The organism is Moraxella sp. TY6 (assembly GCF_048551375.1).
Taxonomy (GTDB): Bacteria; Pseudomonadota; Gammaproteobacteria; order Pseudomonadales; family Moraxellaceae; genus Faucicola.
In genome coordinates, this window is record NZ_JBLYZJ010000021.1 from 1 (window position 1) to 19,750 (window position 19,750).

Consider the following 19,750-nt stretch of genomic DNA (forward strand, 5'->3'; position numbering starts at 1 on the left):
AGATATCGGTTATTACTCTCAGCTTCTCAGTCGGCTTTTGCCGAATTAAAGCTGTTGAAGACTGCGTAACTTCAGTTGATAAGTTGTTTCATGGTAACTTCCTTGAGATTTAGAAAATAAATGGGTTAAAAATTAATTATTTAGCACGGCAGTTGTTGTAAATGATTTCGCTTGCTGGGTCAGATACCATAATTGTGCTACGTTTTACGTTACGGCTATTGATATCATTAGCAACAATACTAAAGTTGTTGTCATCACCAAACACCATGCCAGCAGAATCACTACGATATAGGTTAATTGGCATATTGCGAGTTTTACCATTTAGGTTGGATTCAGCAAAAGTTGGTAAACCTTGGGCATTAAAGCCATAGTTAACGGTTAAACGCTTACCCGATGAACAACGGTAGCTCACAACTTGTTCGCTTACGGTGTCTGCCAACGCTTCGGCACCGTCTTCTTGTGGCATATCTTCCGCCATGACACCTGTTGCGGTCAACGCAAGTAAAGTAGCGGTTACAACAGGAATTGCTTTTGCAAACAGTTTCATGATATCTCCAAAAAATTAAAAAATAGAAATGTTCTACCACATTGATAATATTGTTTAATTAAGATTATTTAAAGAATTAAGTAAGGTTGTTTTGATGATGTTAGTATAGGCGGTTGCTAACAATAGATATATGGTAAAAAAGTAATATTTTCTTACCAGTCTGTTTAGTTAATCATTAATTGTATCAAAATATTTCAGATATATTGCTATGAGGATAAATTCCCCACATTGACGCAAGCTAATTTTTTGCGTATGTTAAGCATCATCTTTTTATCAAATTAATCAAGGCAATGCTATGAGCCAATCTTCCTTTAATCCGACTTTTTTCCCCAATATGAATATCAATGTTGATACGAATACCAATACCAATACCAATAACCATACTGAAATGTTTGATGAGGGATTTTTTAGCCATTTTACTGAGATTATGGACGACATGGCGAGCAAACATAACCCACTTGCTGACTCACCGTATGTCATCGGTATGATGAGTGGTACAAGCCTTGATGGGCTGGATGCGGTGCTGTGCCAGTTTTATGAAATTGATGAGGATAATGATGAACCTGTCGAGATTTTGGCAACTGTGAGCGAGCCGTTTCCTGCGGATTTGCGAGAGGCGTTGTTGGCATTGACCGCCCCCAATGGCGTGGCGGATTTTATTCAACGGCATAATTTGGCATTTCAGAGTGAATTGGATGTGTTCGGTTGGGCGAGCGTGGCGTATGCCGAGTTTGCCAGTCAGTTGGTGCTAAAGCTGATGAACCAAGCCCAAGTCACGCCTGATGAGGTGATGGCGATTGGGTGTCATGGGCAAACCGTGCGTCACCGCCCAGAATGGGCGTTTAGCTTGCAACTGCTTGACCCCAATGTGCTTGCCGAACGCACAGGCGTGGCGGTGGTGAGTGATTTTCGCCGCCGTGATATGGCGGTGGGCGGGCAGGGAGCTCCCCTTGTTCCTACGTTTCATCATGCGATGTTTGGGCAAACCAGCCTTGCCAAAGCGGATAAATCAACGGTGATTTTGAATTTGGGCGGTATTGCGAATGTGACTGTTTTAAACGGCTTGGATAACGTGGTTGGTTTTGACACAGGTGTGGCGAATTTATTGCTCGATGCGTGGTGTGAACGTCATACAGGGCAAGCGTTTGATAAAAATGGCGATTGGGCGAAAACAGGGCAAGTGATTGAGCCATTGTTAAGCCTTTTACTGGCTCATCCTTATTTTGCCTTGCCTGCCCCCAAAAGCACAGGGCGTGAGGACTTTAATTTGACATGGCTAGATGAAAAACTGCATGAATTAAATCACGCTTTCCCCAATCTTGCCTATTCCCCTGCCGATGTGCAAGCGACTTTGACCGAATTGACAGCGGTGTCGGTGACTGATGCGATTCAATCGGTGAATAATGGTGAAAGTGGCGAATTATTTGTGTGTGGCGGTGGGGCGTACAATGGCTATTTGATGGAGCGGTTACAGGCGTTGTTGCCGAGTTGGACGGTGAAAAGTACCGAGGATATTGGGTTGTCACCCCGTTGGGTGGAGGCGGTGGCGTTTGGGTGGTTGGCACAGCAGACGATTACCAATCAGCCGAGTAACTTGCCAAGTGTGACAGGGGCGAGTAAAGCGGTGGTGTTGGGGCAGGTGTGTTTTTAATTAAAAGTTAAAATAAAAAAGGAAAGAGTTTAATTCTTTCCTTTCTATTATTTCAAATTGAGTTCTATTTTAAGACTCTTAAAGGATTATGTCTTGTCCTAAAATATTCTGAATTAGTCATATCTATTGATAATAATTTATTAATAAAGACTAACTCTACGCCCATAATTTTTGCAATATCTTCAATATAAAGATTTTTATATTGAGCTAAAACGACTAAACAGTTTTCTATTAAGCAAGGTTTCTCAATTTCTATCAAATTATCTTCGACTTCTTGAATTGCTTCACCGTTATTTTTCAAGTGTATAACGCCTTTGCGATATTGTGTTTCAGTAATTAAACCTAATTGTTTAGCACGATATAAAATTGCTGATTTATTAACCTTAAAAAGCATTTTGAACTCTGAAATTTTATTCCAGTTAAATCTTCCTGTTGGTGATATCATTTTAGGAAAGTATTTGAGCATAATAACTCTAGGTAGAAGAAATGCCCCTGCAAAATGATTTGCTTGACTTTCAGTTTCTCTACATCCTGTGATAATGCCTTGATGAAACAGTAAATGTCCCAATTCGTGGGCTAAGTCAAATCTTAATCGACAAGGATTTTGCTTTATAGAACTTCTTACAATAATAGGGCGATATAACGCAACTGATAGTGCATCAATATCTGAGTTATTACCATGATTATCATAAGACAGGACGAAAACACCTTTGCTTTCGCAAAGTTTTGTCATATTACTTATAGCACCTTGTCCTAGCCCCCAATATTTACGACAATATTCTGCAATTCTTTCGATATCATTTGGGTTGTTAATATCAAAATTTTTATCAGTTAAATCAGGTAAGTCAATTTTAGGAAAAATCACACCGTTTTCTTCAATTATTTCTAAAAATCTTTTTATATAATCGGCAGTCGAAACAATAGACTGTTTATCCAAATCTTTGGTTCGATGTAATTTTCTAAAATGTACTTGCTCTTCCTGTATGATGGGTTCTTTTTTCATAAAAAAACTAGGCTTAACTTGATAAATATCTGCTAGTTTTTCAATGTATTGGTCGGCAGGTTTTTGACCTGTCTCAAACTGGTGTAAATATTGGCGAGTTATACCAAGTTTATCAGCAACTTCTTGCAACGACATTTTATGAAAATATCGAACTAATTTTAGTTCGATATTATTGATTTCATTCAACATAGATTACCTCACATAAACTACTTTTGGCACAGGAAGTATTTATAATCAATCTGATTTTGTGCCATTGTGCTTATCTTTGCTTTCAGAATAAACTTGTGGTTTATTTACAGAAATTTCTTTAGATGGTGCAGAGATTTCAATATCATTAATATTAATTTCAACCGCTTCATCTAAATCAGACCAAAAATCTGCTTCAACTGGTCTTAAAGTTGCAATTTCATCAGATGACCATTCTGATACTACATTCCAAAATTTGTCTGTTATCTGAATTCTCACATATTTTTCTTGAGTATCAGTTTGACTTATTTCACACCACATGAACGCAAAAAGAAGGTTAGAAGCATTTATATCATTTTCTTCATCAAAAAAAGAGTAGTTAAAGCTAACATCTTCCTCAATATTAAACAGCTCAACAACACTTTGACTATACCTATCCTTTTCATTTTTCCATAAAGACAAGGATTTAGTTAAAAATCTAAAGTAAATGTTTTGATTAGCGAGTAATAAAATTGGTTTATTATTAGATTTTGGAGGGAATATAAATTCCTTATTTTCCTCAGTAAATTTAGGAAGAGCATTATATGTACGGCGATACAATACAGCATTTTCAGTATAATTATCATCAAATTCTGAAGAGTTAGAATCAATGGTATCATCATAAATATTTAAGAAAAAATTTACTATTTTCTCAAGATGCTTTTTTTCTATTACATTTGAAATATTAACTTTTTTACTCATAAAACCTTCTTTATCAGCTATTAATGAAATATGTTAACCATTTTAAAGCTAATATTGAATTTTGTAAACTAATAGATAAGTATTTTTGGTGTTTTTATAAAGTTTACACTCGTACACTATTTTATTACAATCCATTGCTTTTTAGCCCCAAAATTTGCTTTAATAAGCTTTATTTCCATAAATAATATCAGTCTCAAAATATCATATTGTAGAGGCGTATTGCATACGTCCAGTATTCATATCATATAACTTTACTTGGGAATGATAAAAAGCTAAATAACTAAAAAGTTAGGATAATAAGCATGACCACGCCCCTCAAACCTCGCTTTGACCAACGCCCCGACCACCAACGTATCGTCATCACAGGCATGGGGGCAATCACCCCACTGGGACTGGATGTCGAAAGCACATGGCAACGCCTGATTAATGGCGACAGCGGTATCAACGCCATCAGCGACTTTGATGCCACCGAGTTTCGTGCCAAAATCGCAGGGCAAGTCAAAGACTTTGATGTCAGCCTGTATATGAATGCCAAAGACGCTCGCCGATATGACGTATTTTTGCAATATGGCGTGGCGGCAGCGACCCAAGCCTTGCACCAAGCAGGTTTTATCAGCGATTATCAAGCCAGCCCCATCACAGGCATTGACCCCGAGCGAATGGGCGTGTTGATTGGCTCTGGTATTGGTGGCATTACCACCATCGAAGACAATGCCATCAAGCTCAATAACGACAGCCCTCGCAAGATTTCGCCGTTTTTTGTGCCATCGGCTATCATCAACATGACCGCAGGACAAGTGGCGATTCGACACGGCATTAAAGGCTTAAACCTTGCCACCACTACCGCTTGCACCACAGCGACCCACGCCATTGGCTTGGCGGCACGGCTGATTGCCTACGGTGATGCCGATGTCATCGTGGCAGGGGGAAGCGAAAAAGCCTCAAGCCAGTTGGGGATTGGTGGCTTCTCTGCGATGCAAGCCCTATCCACACGCAATGATGAACCGACCAAAGCCAGTCGCCCATTTGACAAAGACCGTGATGGCTTTGTACTTGGTGATGGGGCAGGGGTGGTAGTGCTTGAAAGCCTTGCTCATGCCAAAGCCCGAGGGGCAACGATTTTGGCAGAGCTGATTGGTTTTGGGATGAGTGATGATGCCAGCCACATCACCGCACCGCCTGATGATGGCGAAGGGGCAAGACGTGCCATGCAAAATGCGTTAGCCGATGCCAATATTAACCCAAGCGAAGTCGGTTATATCAACGCTCACGGCACAAGCACGCCAGCAGGTGATGTGGCAGAAAGTCGAGCGATTGAGGCGATTTTTGGGCAAGGTGCGTTAGTCAGTTCGACCAAATCCATGACAGGGCATTTGCTTGGGGCGGCAGGTGGTATTGAGGCGATTTTTACCATCAAAGCCTTGCAAGAGCAGATTTTGCCACCGACCATTAACCTAGATAATCAAGACCCCGAATGTAAGCTTGACTATATACCGCATACCGCTCGTCAAGTGGAAAATCTGAACTTTGCCATTTCCAATAGCTTTGGCTTTGGTGGCACAAATGGCTCGTTATTATTTGCCAAATGGCAATAATACCAAACCCAAAGTTTAAATTTGTAGGGGCGTAATGCTTACGCCCAGTGGTGAAGATATCAATTAGGGCTTATGCAATAAGCCCTTACAATACAATATTTACTGAGTTTGATATCAGCCAACAAATTAACAGTTTGAATTTTGAAAACGGCTATTGCTATTAGCCGTTTTTTTTTGTTAAATTGGTATCAATCAAACTTCGATACCCTCTTTGGATATTATCATGTCAGGATTCGCCTTTTCTCACCAATTTTCACAGCGTTGGCTAACCACGCCTGCCCCTGTTAAAGCCACGATTATTCAAGAATTACAAGATATTCACACCTTGCTTCAACCTGACACCAAGCTAGAGGACTTTCATTTTAATGTTGATAATTTATCGGTGAGCATTGAGCAATTATTGGCAATTGAACAAATCCGTGAGCGACAAGAGCGGTTAGAACGTGAAAAATTAGAACGTGAACGCCTTGAAGAAGAGCAAGCACAAGCTCGTTTGGAGACAGAACGCCTTGAAGCAGAAAGGCAAGAACAAGAGCGGTTGGAGCAACAGAAATTAGAGCAACAACAGCAGGAACAACAAAGAGAGCAAGCCAAGCTTAAAGCCGAACGTGCCGAACAACAGCGTTTAGAACAACAACGCCTTGAGCAAGAAAGACTGGAACAAGACCGTGTGGCGATTGAAGCCCTAGAGCAAGAGCGAGCGATAGCAAAACAAAAATCGTTGTCAGCCACCACCCAAGTGCCAGCAGTCGTGCCAGTGGATATGGAGCAATTAAGTCAAAAAATTCGTGAGCCATTGCAAGCCCACATTGACACCTATTTGGCAGAAATAAAAGCAGATTTGTATCAGTGGTTAGAAATGGAAGTAACCAAGCAAGTCACTGAACATTTAAATGCCAAGGTTTGATAGACCTCTTTCCAAACCGCTAAATATAGTCGTTTAAACTAGAAATAAGACAGTTTTGTAGGGGCGTATTGCATACGCCCAGAATTTCAAAGTCTTACTTTTGATTTAATTCACTATAGCGTGGGTTAGTAAAGCGTTAAGTAAAAGGAAAAAATGATCAATGGTTTTCCGTTCGCCCTGAGCTTGTCGAAGGGTAGGAAAACTGTTATGGTTCGACAAGCTCACCACGAACGGTTTTTATCGTTTAAATTTGTCCAGTTACTTACCTATGATATTTTGTGGCAAAAATTGGGTATGCAAAGAGCGTTAATAAAAAAACCACGAATAGACGGCTGGGTATTCTATTCGTGGAAACTGGAAAATTCAAGTGAATCTGTTTTTTAATCAAACTATCATGTCATACTGGGCTTAATAAATTTATCGCTTTCGCAATAGGGCGTAAGCCTTACGCCCCTTATTTTTATTGTTGGGTTTGCCTTATTGGGCGGTTTTTTGACGCACGATTTGATAACGTCTGCCCAAATACCAAATCGGTGCAGAAACAATGTGAATCAAACGAGTAAACGGCACTAATAAAATCAAAGTCGTACCCAAGAACATATGGAGTTTATACACCAAACCTGCTTGCTCAACCAGTGAGGCAGCATACACAGGGCGAAGAATCGCCAAGTTTTGAGCCCAACTTGCCAAGTTCATCATCATCACGCCGTCCATGTGGTCCATCGACACAAAAATCGTCCCAAGACCCAACAACAACTGAGCCAACAAGATAATCAACAACGCCTTGTCGCCAAAGGTCGAGGTATGGCTGACACGAGGGTCAGAAAAACGGCGGATAATCAGCATGATTAAACCAAACAAACACACGACCCCTGCCACGCCACCCACGACCATTGCCATGATTTGTTTTTGAGGAGCGGTGATAAAGTGTTCATACACAGCGTGAGGTGTAAACATACCAAACAAATGCCCAAACAACACAATCAAAATACCAATGTGAAACAGGTTGCTTGCCACACGCATATTGCGAGGTTGGAGCATTTGGCTTGAGCTGGTTTTCCATGTGTACTGCGAGGTGTCAAAACGCACCCAACAGCCTAAAATACACACGGTGAGGGCGATATAAGGGTAAATACCGTATAAAAAAACGTGCATCCAATTTTCTGCGTTCATCATTGGACTCCTTCTTTGAGGGTGTTATTTTTTAGATGATTTGATTGATTTTGTAATTCATTAGACTGACTGTTGGCACGACTAGAAGTTTGGTCAAAATCGACCCAATGCACAGGGGCAACGCTGTTGTGTTGGGCTTGTTGTCCGAGGGTTTGGGCGATATGTTGTTGGGTTTGGTTGGAGGGGCAACGCTCTTGCTCTGCACCCAAAAAGTCCACCATTTCTTCTTCCCATTCGCTGTCAATGGCTTCAAGGCTGTCTTCGGCAAGTTTGACCGCTTCGGATTTATTCATATTGGCAAGCTCGTCATCAATCAAGCTTAACGGCTGTCCTGCCACTTGCAATAATGCCTTAAACAAGCTGGCGTACTCGCTTTGTTTGTCAATAAGTCTTGCCCCAAGCACTGCCAAAATATGGCTGACATCGGCAATGTCCATGCGGACTTGCATTTCGTCACCTGTGGCTACCGCTTGGTATGCCAAAAACTCAAGGTACATCGGAATGTAATCTGGCAATTCTTTGGCATCAATCACAAAGCCTGCTTGCTCGTATTGAGCCATTAAATCGACCATGGCTTGCCCACGGTCACGGCTTTCACCATGAACGTGTTCAAATAGCCATAGCGACAAGGTGCGACCACGCTCAAACAGGCTGTCATAGCGAGCTTGGGCTTCTAATTCACCCAAGTTTAGCAAGCTGTCAATCAAGTCTGCGATTTCGCCTCGTACTTCTGGGCTAATCAAGCGTGAATTTTTTACCAAGTCTTTACAAACGTCTAACGTATCATCGGCAAACAGTTCGTGACTGGGATAATCCATGAGCAAACTAATCACTTTTAACAGTTTCATATCATGGCTGTTGCTCTGAATATTGGTTTGCTCAATATTGGTGTTCTCAACCGTTGGGGTAGCGTCACTCATATCAGCTCTCCCAAGTTTGTACGGTGTCAATCATGTCACGGCGACTGGTTTTTTTGTTGCCAAACATACTGTAATCGCTGTCACCGTTGCATTCATTGCCAAAGGTAAAGCCACAACCACCACGCTCGGCAAAGGCATCGCTTAGGGCTTCTTCACGGTGGGCGGTTGGGATGACAAAACGGTCTTCGTAATTGGCAATCGCAAGGTAGCGGTACATTTCTTCGACTTGGTGTTTGCTTAGACCCACGCTGTCTAGCACGCTTTGGGCATCGACTTTATCGACCAGTTGTGAGCGTTTGTAGCTACGCATAGCAAGTAGGCGTTTGAGTGCCAATTTGACAGGGGCTTCATCGCCTGCGGTGAGCATATTGGCAAGGTATTTGACAGGAATACGCAAGCTATCGACATCTGGAATCAAGCCGTCCATACCGACTGTGCCTGCTTCGGCGGCGTTTTGAATCGGTGATAGCGGTGGTACATACCAAACCATTGGCAAGGTGCGGTATTCTGGATGCAATGGCAATGCCAATTTCCAGTCCATTGCCAGTTTATACACAGGCGATTTTTGAGCGGATTCGATGACCGACATATCCACGCCGTCTTTTAGGGCTTGGGCGATGACCGCAGGGTCATTTGGGTCAAGGAAGATGTCAAGTTGGGCTTGGTAAAGGTCTTTTTCGTTGGCGATACCAGCGACTTCTTTGATTTTATCGGCATCATACAGTAGCACGCCTAGGTAGCGAATCCGTCCTACGCAAGTTTCGGAACACACGGTTGGCATACCGCTTTCGATACGAGGATAACAGAAGATACATTTTTCGGATTTGCCCGATTTCCAGTTGTAGTAGATTTTTTTATAAGGACAGCCCGAAATACACATCCGCCAGCCACGACATTTTTCTTGGTCAATTAACACAATGCCGTCTTCTTCACGTTTATAAATCGCCCCACTTGGACACGAGGCAACACACGCAGGGTTTAAGCAATGCTCGCACAGGCGTGGCAGGTACATCATAAAGGTGTTTTCGTATTGACCGTAGATATCGGCTTGGACGTTGTCAAAGTTTTTGTCCAAACGGCGTTTGGCAAATTCTGAACCAAGAATTTCTTCCCAGTTTGGGCCCCACTCGATTTTTTGCATCCGCTTACCTGTAATCAGTGAGCGTGGGCGTGCAATCGGTTGGTGTTCGCTAATGGGGGCGGTGTGTAGGTGTTGGTAATCGAAGTCAAACGGTTCGTAGTAGTCGTCAATGCTTGGCAAATCTGGGTTGGCAAAGATATTGGCGAGAATGCGGAATTTGCCACCGATTTTTGGGTTGATTGAGCCATCAGCGTTGCGAATCCAGCCACCTTTCCATTTGGCTTGGTTTTCCCATTCTTTGGGGTAGCCGATACCTGGTTTGGATTCGACATTATTAAACCATGCGTATTCCATGCCTTCACGACTGGTCCAGACGTTTTTACAGGTGACTGAGCAGGTGTGGCAACCGATACATTTATCAAGGTTTAGCACCATGCCGACTTGTGAGCGAATTTTCATAAAAAAATTCCTTATTGTTGCCTAATTTATGCTGACCGCATCAGTGGGTGAGCATAAATTTGGGTATTTGTCATTTTTTTTATTGTATCCCCCTCGGCTTGCCAAAAACATCATGCCAAAGGGGATAAGTTGCGTGGTTCATTATGCTAAAGTAGTAGCTAGTCTAAAATCGTTGGTAATGGACGAGGCAATTCGTCATCGGGTTTGCCTTCAAGCCAATCAACTTTTGCCATTTTACGCACCAACACAAATTCGTCACGGTTACAGCCGACTGTGCCATAGTAGTTAAAGCCATAGGCTTGTTGGGCATAGCCACCAATCATGTGGGTGGGTTTTAGCACCGCACGAGTGACTGAGTTGTGAATACCGCCACGAGTGCCTGTGGATTCTGAGCCTGGGATGTTTACCAGTTTTTCTTGGGCGTGGTACATCATGGTCATGCCTTCTTTGACACGTTGCGATACCACGGCACGAGCGGTGATTGAGCCGTTTGCGTTAAACACTTCAATCCAGTCGTTGTCTTGGATATCGGCTTTGCGTGCGTCAATTTCGCTCATCCACACACAAGGACCACCACGAGAAAGGGTCAGCATCAGTAAGTTTTCAGAATAGGTACTGTGAATACCCCATTTTTGGTGCGGTGTTAAGAAGTTTAATACCACTTCTTTATTGCCGTTGGTTTTGTAGCCTTTAAAATGCTCAACGGTTTTGGTGTCAATCGGTGGGCGGTATTGTTGCATTTGCTCACCAAACGCCTGCATCCAAGGGTGGTCTTGATAAAACTGCTGACGACCTGTGATAGTACGCCAAGGAATCAGCTCGTGTACGTTGGTGTAGCCTGCGTTGTAGCTGACTTTTTCTGATTCCAGTCCAGACCATGTTGGGCTTGAGATGATTTTGCGAGGTTGTGCCACGATATCACGGAAACGGATTTTTTCGTGTTCACTCGATTTTGCTAAATGGGTGTGGTCACGCCCTGTGGTTTTTGACAAGTCCGCCCATGCTTTGACCGCCACATGGCCGTTGGTTTCTGGGGCAAGCATCAGGATAGTTTCGGCAGCGTCAATGGCGGTGCTGATACGAGGGCGACCTTGTGCGACAGTCGGCTCGGTGACACGGTAGTTAAGGTCAGCCAAATTGCCAACTTCTTCTTTGGTATCCCAGTTAATGCCTTTTGAGCCGTTGCCTAGGGTGTCCATTAACGTACCCAAAGCGGTGTATTTGGCATAGGTGCTTGGATAGTCACGTTCCACGATTTTGATATGTGGGCAGTTTTTGCCTGGGACAGGTTTTTCGCCTGCGGTTTTCCAGTCTGTACCGCCAAATGGCTGTGCCAATTCGCCAACGCTGTCATGTTGCATTGGTAAAGTGACGACATCAGTCTGTACGCCAAGATGGGTCGCTGACAGTTGTGAGAACACATTGGCAATGCCTTTGTAGATTTCCCAGTCCGATTTTGATTCCCAAGCTGGGTCGGTGGCAGCGGTCAATGGGTGGATAAATGGGTGCATATCCGAGGTGTTCATGTCGTCTTTTTCGTACCAAGTCGCTGTTGGCAACACGATATCGGAATATAGACAGGTACTCGACATACGAAAATCAAGGGTCGTCACAAGGTCAAGTTTGCCTGTGGGGGCGTTTTCGACCCAATCGACTTCATGCGGACGTAGCTCGGCAACAGTTTCATCGCCCAATACGCCATTTTTTGTACCCAATAGGTATTTGAGCATATATTCATGCCCTTTACCTGATGAGCCAAGCAAGTTAGAACGCCAAATAAACAGATTGCGTGGGAAGTTGGCAGGGTTGTCTGGGCTTTCACAAGCAAAACTTAATGAGCCATTTTGTAGGCTTTCGACCACATAATCTTCGACATTCATGCCTTTTGCTTTGGCTTCATTGGCAATGGTCAATGGGTTGCGGTTAAGCTGTGGAGCAGATGGCAACCAACCTGCACGCTCGGCTCGAATGTTGTAGTCAAGCATATGCTCTGGGAAATGGGTTTTGTTGGCGTGTGGCGACAACAATTCATGGGCTGACAGTTTTTCATAACGCCATTGGCTAGAATGGTTATAGAAGAAACTTGTGCCGTTCATGTGGCGAGGTGGTCTGTGCCAGTCTAGGGCAAACGCCAATGGGGCCCAGCCTGTTTGTGGACGTAGTTTTTCTTGTCCGACATAGTGAGCCCAACCACCGCCAGATTTACCGATACAACCACATAGCATGAGCATATTAATCACGCCACGGTAGTTCATATCAAGGTGATACCAGTGGTTCATCCCTGCACCGATGATAATCATGGATTTACCGTGGGTTTTGTGGGCATTTTCGGCAAATTCACGAGCAATTTGAATCACCTTTTCACGGCTTACGCCTGTGATGGCTTCTTGCCATGCAGGTGTGCCTGCAACGGTGGCATCGTTGTAGTCATCGGTAACGTGCTGACCGCCAACCCCATTTGCCACGCCAAGATTTGCCACCATTAAATCAAACACGGTCATGACTTTGGCAGTTTGACCATTGGCAAGGTTGATGGTGCGACAAGGGATAGTTTTATACTGAATAGCATCGCCTGCGACTGCGGTAAAGTAAGGGTGTTCGTCACCGCCAAAATAATCCAAACCGACTTCCACGGTTTCGCCACTGTCTTTTTGGCTTAACGCTAAATCAATCTCAGCCCCAGTTGAGCCGTCACGAGCTTCCAAGTTCCACTTGCCTTTGTCGGCACGCTCGGCATCGCCCCAACGGTAGCCAATCGACCCTTGTGGTGATACCAATTCGCCATTTTGATTGATGGCAACAGTTTTCCATTCTGGATTGTTGTCTTGCTCTAGGTTGCCTGTCAAATCAGACGCACGCAAGAAACGCCCTGCACGCAACTCTCGACCTTCGCCTTCGACCATGACCAGCATCGGCAAATCGGTGTAGCGTTTGGCATAATCAACGAAGTAATCGCTTGGTTGTTTAAGATAAAACTCTTTGATAATCACATGACAAAACGCTTGAGCAAGGGCGGCATCTGTGCCTTGTTTTGGATTAAGCCATAGGTCACAAAGTTTTGAGATTTCGGCATAGTCAGGGGTGATGGCAACGGTTTTTGTGCCTTTATAACGCACTTCGGTAAAGAAGTGAGCGTCTGGAGTACGAGTTTGCGGTACGTTTGACCCCCAAGCGATGATATAGTCAGAATTGTACCAATCGGCAGATTCTGGTACGTCTGTCTGCTCGCCCCAAATCATTGGGCTGGCAGGTGGTAAGTCACAATACCAGTCATAAAACGACAAGCACACGCCACCGATTAATGATAAATAACGGCTACCTGCGGCATAGCTGACCATTGACATGGCAGGAATCGGCGAAAAGCCGATGATACGGTCAGGGCCAAAAGTTTTGGCGGTATAGACGTTGGCGGCGGCGATGATTTCGTTGACTTCGTTCCAACTTGACCGCACAAAGCCACCCAAACCACGTTTGGATTTGTATTGGGCGGTTTTGGCAGGGTCAGACACGATACTGCCCCATGCTTCGACTGGGTCGGCGAATTGGGCTTTGGCTTCACGCCATAGTTTGAGTAAGGGTTTACGCACTTTTGGGTATTTTAGGCGGTTGGCTGAGTACATATACCAGCTATAGCTTGCCCCACGAGGACAGCCACGGGGTTCGTGGTTGGGTAGGTCTGGGCGAGTGCGTGGGTAGTCGGTTTGTTGGGTTTCCCAAGTGACTAGACCGTTTTTGACGTAGATTTTCCATGAGCATGAGCCAGTACAGTTCACACCGTGGGTCGAGCGGACGATTTTGTCGTATTGCCAACGACTGCGGTAGCTGTTTTCCCAGTCACGGCTTTCATCACGCACTTCGCCATGACCATCGGCAAATTCGCTTTGCTTTTTGGTAAAAAATTTAAATTGGTCTAGTAGATGGCTCATATTGCTATCCTCACCTTTTTTGGTTGATTTATATAATTTGACCTAGTATGAGTATAGAAACATTGTTAGCAAAACAATATTGGCTTGATGGTGGGGGAGGATACTACTTAGGGGGTAGGATAAAAAAGTTGAGGGCTTGTATTGATTGAATTTTTAGCACAAAAAAACCGCTTTATCATTTGAATAAAGCGGTTTTGATTGAATAAATAAATCGTGGTTGAAATTATAAGAAACTCGGCAGATGTCTTGCAGGGTCAGTTTCTCGTGCTTTTTCGGCATTTACCACCGTCAAGCCCAAGGCTTTTGCCACGCCCTCGCCATACGCAGGGTCGCATTTGACACAATTACGGATATGACGGTACTTGATAAAGTCTGGGGCATCACCCATCGCACGAGCGGTATTGTCAAATAACGCCTGTTTTTGCTTGTCATTCATCAAGTCAAACAACGCCTTTGGCTGACTAAAATAGTCGCTATCATCCTCACGGAAATCCCAAAACTTGGCATCGCCATTGATTTTTAGCGGTGGCTCGGCATATTGGGCTTGCTCTTGCCATTGACCAAAGCTATTTGGCTCATAATGCGGACGACCGCCATAGTTGCCATCGACACGCCCTTGACCGTCACGTTGGTTGCTGTACACAGGGCAACGAGGGGCATTCACTGGGATTTGGTTGCGGTTGACACCAAGGCGATAGCGTTGGGCATCGGCATAGTTAAACAAACGGGCTTGAAGCATACGGTCAGGCGATACGCTAATACCTGGCACAAGGTTACTTGGGGCAAACGCAGACTGCTCAACATCGGCAAAGAAGTTTTCTGGGTTTTTGTTTAGCTCAAACTCACCGACTTCAATCAGTGGAAATTGTTTTTTCGACCAAACTTTGGTGAGGTCAAACGGATGAAAGTCCACTTGCTCTGCCATGGCTTCTGGCATGATTTGCACGTACATTTTCCATTTTGGGAAATCGCCACGTTCAATTGACTCAAACAAATCACGTTGATTGCTTTCACGGTCTTTACCCACCACCATTTCGGCTTCGGCATCGGTCAAGTTCTCGATACCTTGCTGGGTGCGGAAGTGCATTTTGACCCAAAAACGCTCGTCATTGGCATTGATAAAGCTATAAGTATGCGAGCTAAAGCCGTGCATATGGCGGTATGATTTTGGAATACCACGGTCACTCATCACGATGGTCACTTGGTGAAACGCCTCTGGCAATAATGTCCAAAAATCCCAGTTATTGGTCGCAGAACGCATATTGGTGCGTGGGTCACGTTTTACCGCTTTGTTAAGGTCTGGGAATTTTTTGGGGTCACGCAAGAAGAACACAGGCGTGTTATTACCCACCATATCCCAGTTGCCTTCTTCGGTATAAAACTTCAAAGCAAAACCACGAATATCACGCTCGGCATCCGCCGCCCCACGCTCACCTGCTACCGTGGTAAAACGAGCGAACATCTCGGTTTTTTTACCAATTTCGCTAAAGATTTTGGCTTTACAATATTGGGTGATATCATGGGTGACAGTAAATGTACCAAACGCCCCTGACCCTTTGGCGTGCATACGGCGTTCTGGAATCACTTCACGCACGAAGTCGCCTAGTTTTTCGTTTAGCCACATATCTTGTGCCAACAGTGGTCCTCTTGCCCCTGCGGTCATTGAGTCTTGGTTGGTCGGTACAGGCGAGCCGTTGCTCATGGTAAGCTGAGTACCTGAATAAGGGCATTGGCTTGGCATAGGTTTATCTGATGTGTTGTTATCTGTCATGGGTAACTCCAAATATGATGATGAGTTAAAAAATAATAGGTTGAAATCTTGGGCGTATTCAATACGCCCCTACAACATGGATTTATTTCAAATTTACGTAAATTCTAGATTTTTTATTAAAACTTCCTTGCTGGGTGAATAGGGTGTGTCATTATCCGCTCATGGTATAAAAATCAGCCAATCCACCTAACCCTTCAAAGTATAGGTAATTTGCACACACTTGGATATTTTAATTATGTTATGAAGTGTATTGATATTATTGATTATAAATATAGAATGAAATAGTGTTATTAATTGAAAATACTTAACTAATTAGCCAAAATCTTAAAGGCAACACCATGAAAAACATCAGCATCACGCTACTAACATTGATGGTATTACCCATCACCGCTTGCACCCTACACCCCACCCCCACCCAAGCCACACTGCCCAATAACCCACCAACACCCCCCAAACCAAAAATTGCCCTTGTACTCGGTGGCGGTGGTGCAAAAGGCTTTGCCCATATCGGTATGCTTAAAGTCCTCGAAAAAAACGGCATCAAACCCGACCTGATTGTCGGCACAAGTGTTGGAAGCCTAGTCGGTAGCCTGTCCGCCAGTGGCAAATCCGCCAATGACATCGAAGACATCGCCACCCACGTGAGCAATGCCGAATTACTGGATTTTACCTTGAGCAAACAAGGCATTATCGAAGGCGTACAACTACAAAACTGGGTCAATACCCAAGTGGGTGGACGTAAAATCGAACAGCTTCCCATTCGCTTTGCCAGTATCGCCACCAACCTATCCACCACTGACCTCAATGCCCAAAAAATGGTCTTTACCACAGGCGATACAGGGCTTGCGGTGCGAGCGTCTAGCAGTGTCAAAAATGTGTTTATTCCCCCTAGGATTCAGAATCAACGCTATGGCGATGGCGGACTGGTCAGCCTTGTACCTGTCAAAACCGCCAAAGACTTGGGGGCAAAGGTGGTAATTGCGGTGGATTTATCCATGCCTGTAAGCGTTCAGGACGATAGCCAAATGGATTTTTGGGCTTTACTGGATAAAGGCTTGGGCGTAATGCCAAAGCAACCTTCAGCCGAATTGGCATTGGCAGATGTAGTGATTCGCCCACAAGTGGGCAATGTCGGCACGACCGACACCGTCAACCGAGAGCGGATTATTAAAGCAGGGGAAACCGCCACTGAGCAGAAAATAGCGGAAATAAAACGGGTGGTAGGCAAAAATTAACCACAAAAAAAGCGAACATTTCGTCCGCTTTTTTATCTGTTTATCAATTATTTAACACGCACACGGTATTTGACTTCAGCGACTTCATTTAGCCCTAAGCCTTGGATATCCCAACGCACGGCTTTATAGTAAGCCATCGGCAGGTTTTGTAATGTGCCACTGGCATTGGTTTTTAGGGGCATATATTGGAAGTTTTGACCATCAGCACTGCCATAAGCACGTTCTGGGCTAACTTGGGTGCTAAGTAGCTCAGTATTGGCAGGAATGGCGTAGGTGACTTTCATGCTACGCACACGATCAGGGCTGTTATTGGTGATATAGCCACGGTATTCAATGACATTACCAGCACTCACATTGGTCTGAGCGGTAACAGGGATAAATGATTCTTGACCTTGGGCATCTGTGCCTACGATATAGCCAAACAATTGGTTGTCAAGCTGAGGGCGAGCATTAACGATAGGGTTGATTGAGCCATTAGTCGATGTGGTTTGAATTGGAAAAGGATTTGAGGCGTTAGGGTCTAAAGTCACGGTTGGTAATACAGCAAAAGTGGTGGTAGTCGCCAGCATGCTAGTAAGCATCAGTGAGGTGCGAAATAGTGACATAAGGTTCTCCATCGTTATTGATTATTCGTTAGGGCTTACGCAAATTTAACTTTCCCCTTTGATAGGCTTGGGGAAATTTTAGTGAGTAATGATTAGCATAGCAAACTTCTAAGTCAGATACAGCATTAACTTCAAGCAAGGTTTGTGTTGTTACCAAATACAAACACCCTAGCCAAACTTAGCAATATTTGTTATTGTAGCCTATTCATTGATAATCAGCGACTTGCTTCGTGATTGATATTTTTTTCCTTTTATGATGATGACCCGACCATGAGCCTTATGACTTCCACATCAAGCACCCCAGACACGTTATCCAGTACGCCTTCTCACGCCACGCCTACCACGCCTGCCTATGTGACGTGGTTTCGTAATTTTGCCCCCTATATCAATACCCATCGTGGTAAAACCTTTGTCATTATGTTTAATGGCGAGGCGGTGGCTCACGAAAATTTTAGCAATCTCATCCATGATTTTGCTTTGTTGCATAGTTTGGGGATTAAGTTGGTGTTGGTGCATGGGGCTAGACCGCAAATTGATGCCAATCTTGCCGATAGCCAAATCGAAACACCGATTATTAATGATGTGCGTGTCACCACTGCCCAAGCCATTCCTTCGATTTTGAAAGCCATCGGTTCGATTCGCCTACAGATTGAGGCACAGCTGTCGATGGGGCTTGCCAATTCTCCCATGTATGGCTCTCGCATTGATGCGGTGTCAGGCAATTTTGTCACCGCTCGTCCGTATGGGGTGCGTGATGGGGTGGATTATCAGTTTACTGGGGAAGTGCGAGCCATTGATGCGGAGGCGATTCGCAATAACTTAATCCATGACCACGTGGTGATTGTGGGCTGTATGGGCTATTCTGCGACAGGTGAGGTGTTTAATCTGTTGGCGGAGGATGTGGCGTTACAAACGGCGGTCAGCCTCAAGGCGGATAAGCTCATCTTTTTGGGTGAGCAAGCAGGTATCTATAAAGACGGCTCACAATTACTCAAAGAAATGATTCCGCATGAAGTCACTCGGTTTTTGCGTGATATGACCGAAATTTCAGAGATGTCACGCTTTTTGCAGGCCGCCAGTGAAGCCTGTGAACAAGGGATTCATCGTGTGCATATTATTTCGTATGCCAAAGATGGGGCGTTATTGGAAGAGCTATTTACTCGTGATGGTGCGGGTACGCTGATTTCACATGACCCTTATGAAGAAATCCGCCGTGCCAACATTGATGATGTGGTGGGTTTGATTGAATTATTAGAACCGCTTGAACAGCAAGGGATTTTGGTACGCCGTTCAAGAGAACGCCTTGAAAGTGAAATTGAACATTTTAGCGTCATTGAGCGTGATGGTATGGTGTTGGGTTGTGCGGCGTTATACCCATTATCAGCGACCAGTGCTGAGGTGGCGTGCGTGGCAGTACACGCTGATTATCGCAAAGGTAGCCGAGGGGCGGATTTGATTGCCTTCTTAGAACAGCAAGCCCTCAGCCGTGGTATCAATGAATTGTTTGTGTTGACCACACGCACGGCTCATTGGTTTATGGAACAAGGGTTTGTGGAAGTGCCAGCCGAGTCATTGCCTAGCGAACGCTATGCCAGCTATGACAGTAGCCGAAAATCAAAAGTGCTAAAAAAAACCTTGTAATGAGGGCTGATGGATTGTTATCAGTTACTGAACATATCTGAATGATATAGTGAATTAAATCAAAAATAAGACTTTGAAATTATGGGCGTATGCAATACGCCCCTACAAAACTTTCTTATTTCTAGTTTAAACGACTATAGTTATAGGAATTACGCATTTAACCAAATCGTAGGTTGGGTAGAGCTTGCGATACCCAACAATTTGAAGGGTTTATGTTGGGTGTCATTCTTCCACCCAACCTAGAAATACCGCAGTTTGGTAGGGGCGTATTGCATACGCCCAACCCAATCTACAAGTTATGACAAAGCA

The 19,750-nt window shown here is 44.2% G+C and carries 14 protein-coding genes; 5 read left to right on the forward strand and 9 right to left on the reverse strand.

Annotated elements, in window-relative coordinates; translation table 11 throughout:
* Positions 1-136 precede the first annotated feature (136 nt).
* Positions 137-547: a DUF7606 domain-containing protein gene (locus ACK1U4_RS11345; protein WP_419401742.1), complete on the reverse strand. Its 411-nt coding sequence runs from the start codon at positions 545-547 to the stop codon at positions 137-139.
* A 388-nt stretch (positions 548-935) separates the two neighbouring features.
* On the opposite strand from ACK1U4_RS11345, the gene ACK1U4_RS11350 reads away from it, so the two are divergent.
* Positions 936-2,198, forward strand: a complete 1,263-nt coding sequence (locus tag ACK1U4_RS11350; protein ID WP_419401768.1) for an anhydro-N-acetylmuramic acid kinase — start codon at positions 936-938, stop codon at positions 2,196-2,198.
* A gap of 64 nt (positions 2,199-2,262) precedes the next feature.
* On the opposite strand, the gene ACK1U4_RS11355 is transcribed toward ACK1U4_RS11350, so the two are convergent.
* Complete coding sequence (locus ACK1U4_RS11355) at positions 2,263-3,390, reverse strand: helix-turn-helix domain-containing protein (protein WP_419401743.1); 1,128 nt, start codon at positions 3,388-3,390, stop codon at positions 2,263-2,265.
* Positions 3,391-3,435: 45 nt separating this feature from the next.
* Positions 3,436-4,128 (reverse strand): hypothetical protein, encoded by a 693-nt coding sequence (locus tag ACK1U4_RS11360; protein WP_419401744.1) that lies wholly within the window; start codon positions 4,126-4,128, stop codon positions 3,436-3,438.
* 302 nt (positions 4,129-4,430) lie between these two features.
* Here ACK1U4_RS11360 and fabF point away from each other — a divergent pair, with 302 nt between their 5' ends.
* Together fabF and ACK1U4_RS11370 are read left to right on the forward strand one after the other, a co-directional pair.
* Positions 4,431-5,723, forward strand: a complete 1,293-nt coding sequence (gene fabF, locus ACK1U4_RS11365; RefSeq protein WP_419401745.1) for a beta-ketoacyl-ACP synthase II — start codon at positions 4,431-4,433, stop codon at positions 5,721-5,723.
* A 223-nt stretch (positions 5,724-5,946) separates the two neighbouring features.
* Entirely contained in the window at positions 5,947-6,630 is a 684-nt protein-coding gene (locus tag ACK1U4_RS11370; RefSeq protein ID WP_419401746.1) for a hypothetical protein, read from the forward strand.
* A gap of 477 nt (positions 6,631-7,107) precedes the next feature.
* Here the strand turns inward: ACK1U4_RS11370 and narI are convergent, their stop codons facing one another.
* The 5 genes from narI to ACK1U4_RS11395 form a co-directional block, all read right to left on the reverse strand.
* A complete protein-coding gene (gene narI, locus ACK1U4_RS11375) occupies positions 7,108-7,803 on the reverse strand; it encodes a respiratory nitrate reductase subunit gamma (protein ID WP_419401747.1) in 696 nt (231 codons plus the stop codon).
* On the reverse strand, positions 7,803-8,723 hold the full coding sequence (gene narJ, locus ACK1U4_RS11380; RefSeq protein WP_419401748.1) for a nitrate reductase molybdenum cofactor assembly chaperone: 921 nt from the start codon (positions 8,721-8,723) through the stop codon (positions 7,803-7,805). Before narJ ends, narI begins: the two co-directional genes overlap by 1 nt.
* A gap of 1 nt (position 8,724) precedes the next feature.
* On the reverse strand, positions 8,725-10,263 hold the full coding sequence (gene narH / locus ACK1U4_RS11385; protein ID WP_060995914.1) for a nitrate reductase subunit beta: 1,539 nt from the start codon (positions 10,261-10,263) through the stop codon (positions 8,725-8,727).
* A 158-nt stretch (positions 10,264-10,421) separates the two neighbouring features.
* Positions 10,422-14,189, reverse strand: coding sequence for a nitrate reductase subunit alpha (locus tag ACK1U4_RS11390; protein ID WP_419401749.1), 3,768 nt, complete (start codon positions 14,187-14,189; stop codon positions 10,422-10,424).
* 223 nt (positions 14,190-14,412) lie between these two features.
* Positions 14,413-15,930: a catalase gene (locus ACK1U4_RS11395; RefSeq protein ID WP_419401769.1), complete on the reverse strand. Its 1,518-nt coding sequence runs from the start codon at positions 15,928-15,930 to the stop codon at positions 14,413-14,415.
* A 368-nt stretch (positions 15,931-16,298) separates the two neighbouring features.
* Between ACK1U4_RS11395 and ACK1U4_RS11400 the strand changes: the two genes are divergently transcribed.
* Positions 16,299-17,195 (forward strand): patatin-like phospholipase family protein, encoded by an 897-nt coding sequence (locus ACK1U4_RS11400; RefSeq protein ID WP_419401750.1) that lies wholly within the window; start codon positions 16,299-16,301, stop codon positions 17,193-17,195.
* Positions 17,196-17,242: 47 nt separating this feature from the next.
* Here ACK1U4_RS11400 and ACK1U4_RS11405 read toward each other — a convergent pair whose 3' ends face one another.
* Entirely contained in the window at positions 17,243-17,800 is a 558-nt protein-coding gene (locus ACK1U4_RS11405) for a hypothetical protein (RefSeq protein ID WP_419401751.1), read from the reverse strand.
* Between the two features lie 279 nt (positions 17,801-18,079).
* Between ACK1U4_RS11405 and argA the strand changes: the two genes are divergently transcribed.
* A complete protein-coding gene (gene argA, locus ACK1U4_RS11410) occupies positions 18,080-19,441 on the forward strand; it encodes an amino-acid N-acetyltransferase (protein ID WP_419401770.1) in 1,362 nt (453 codons plus the stop codon).
* The last annotated feature ends 309 nt before the right edge of the window (positions 19,442-19,750 follow it).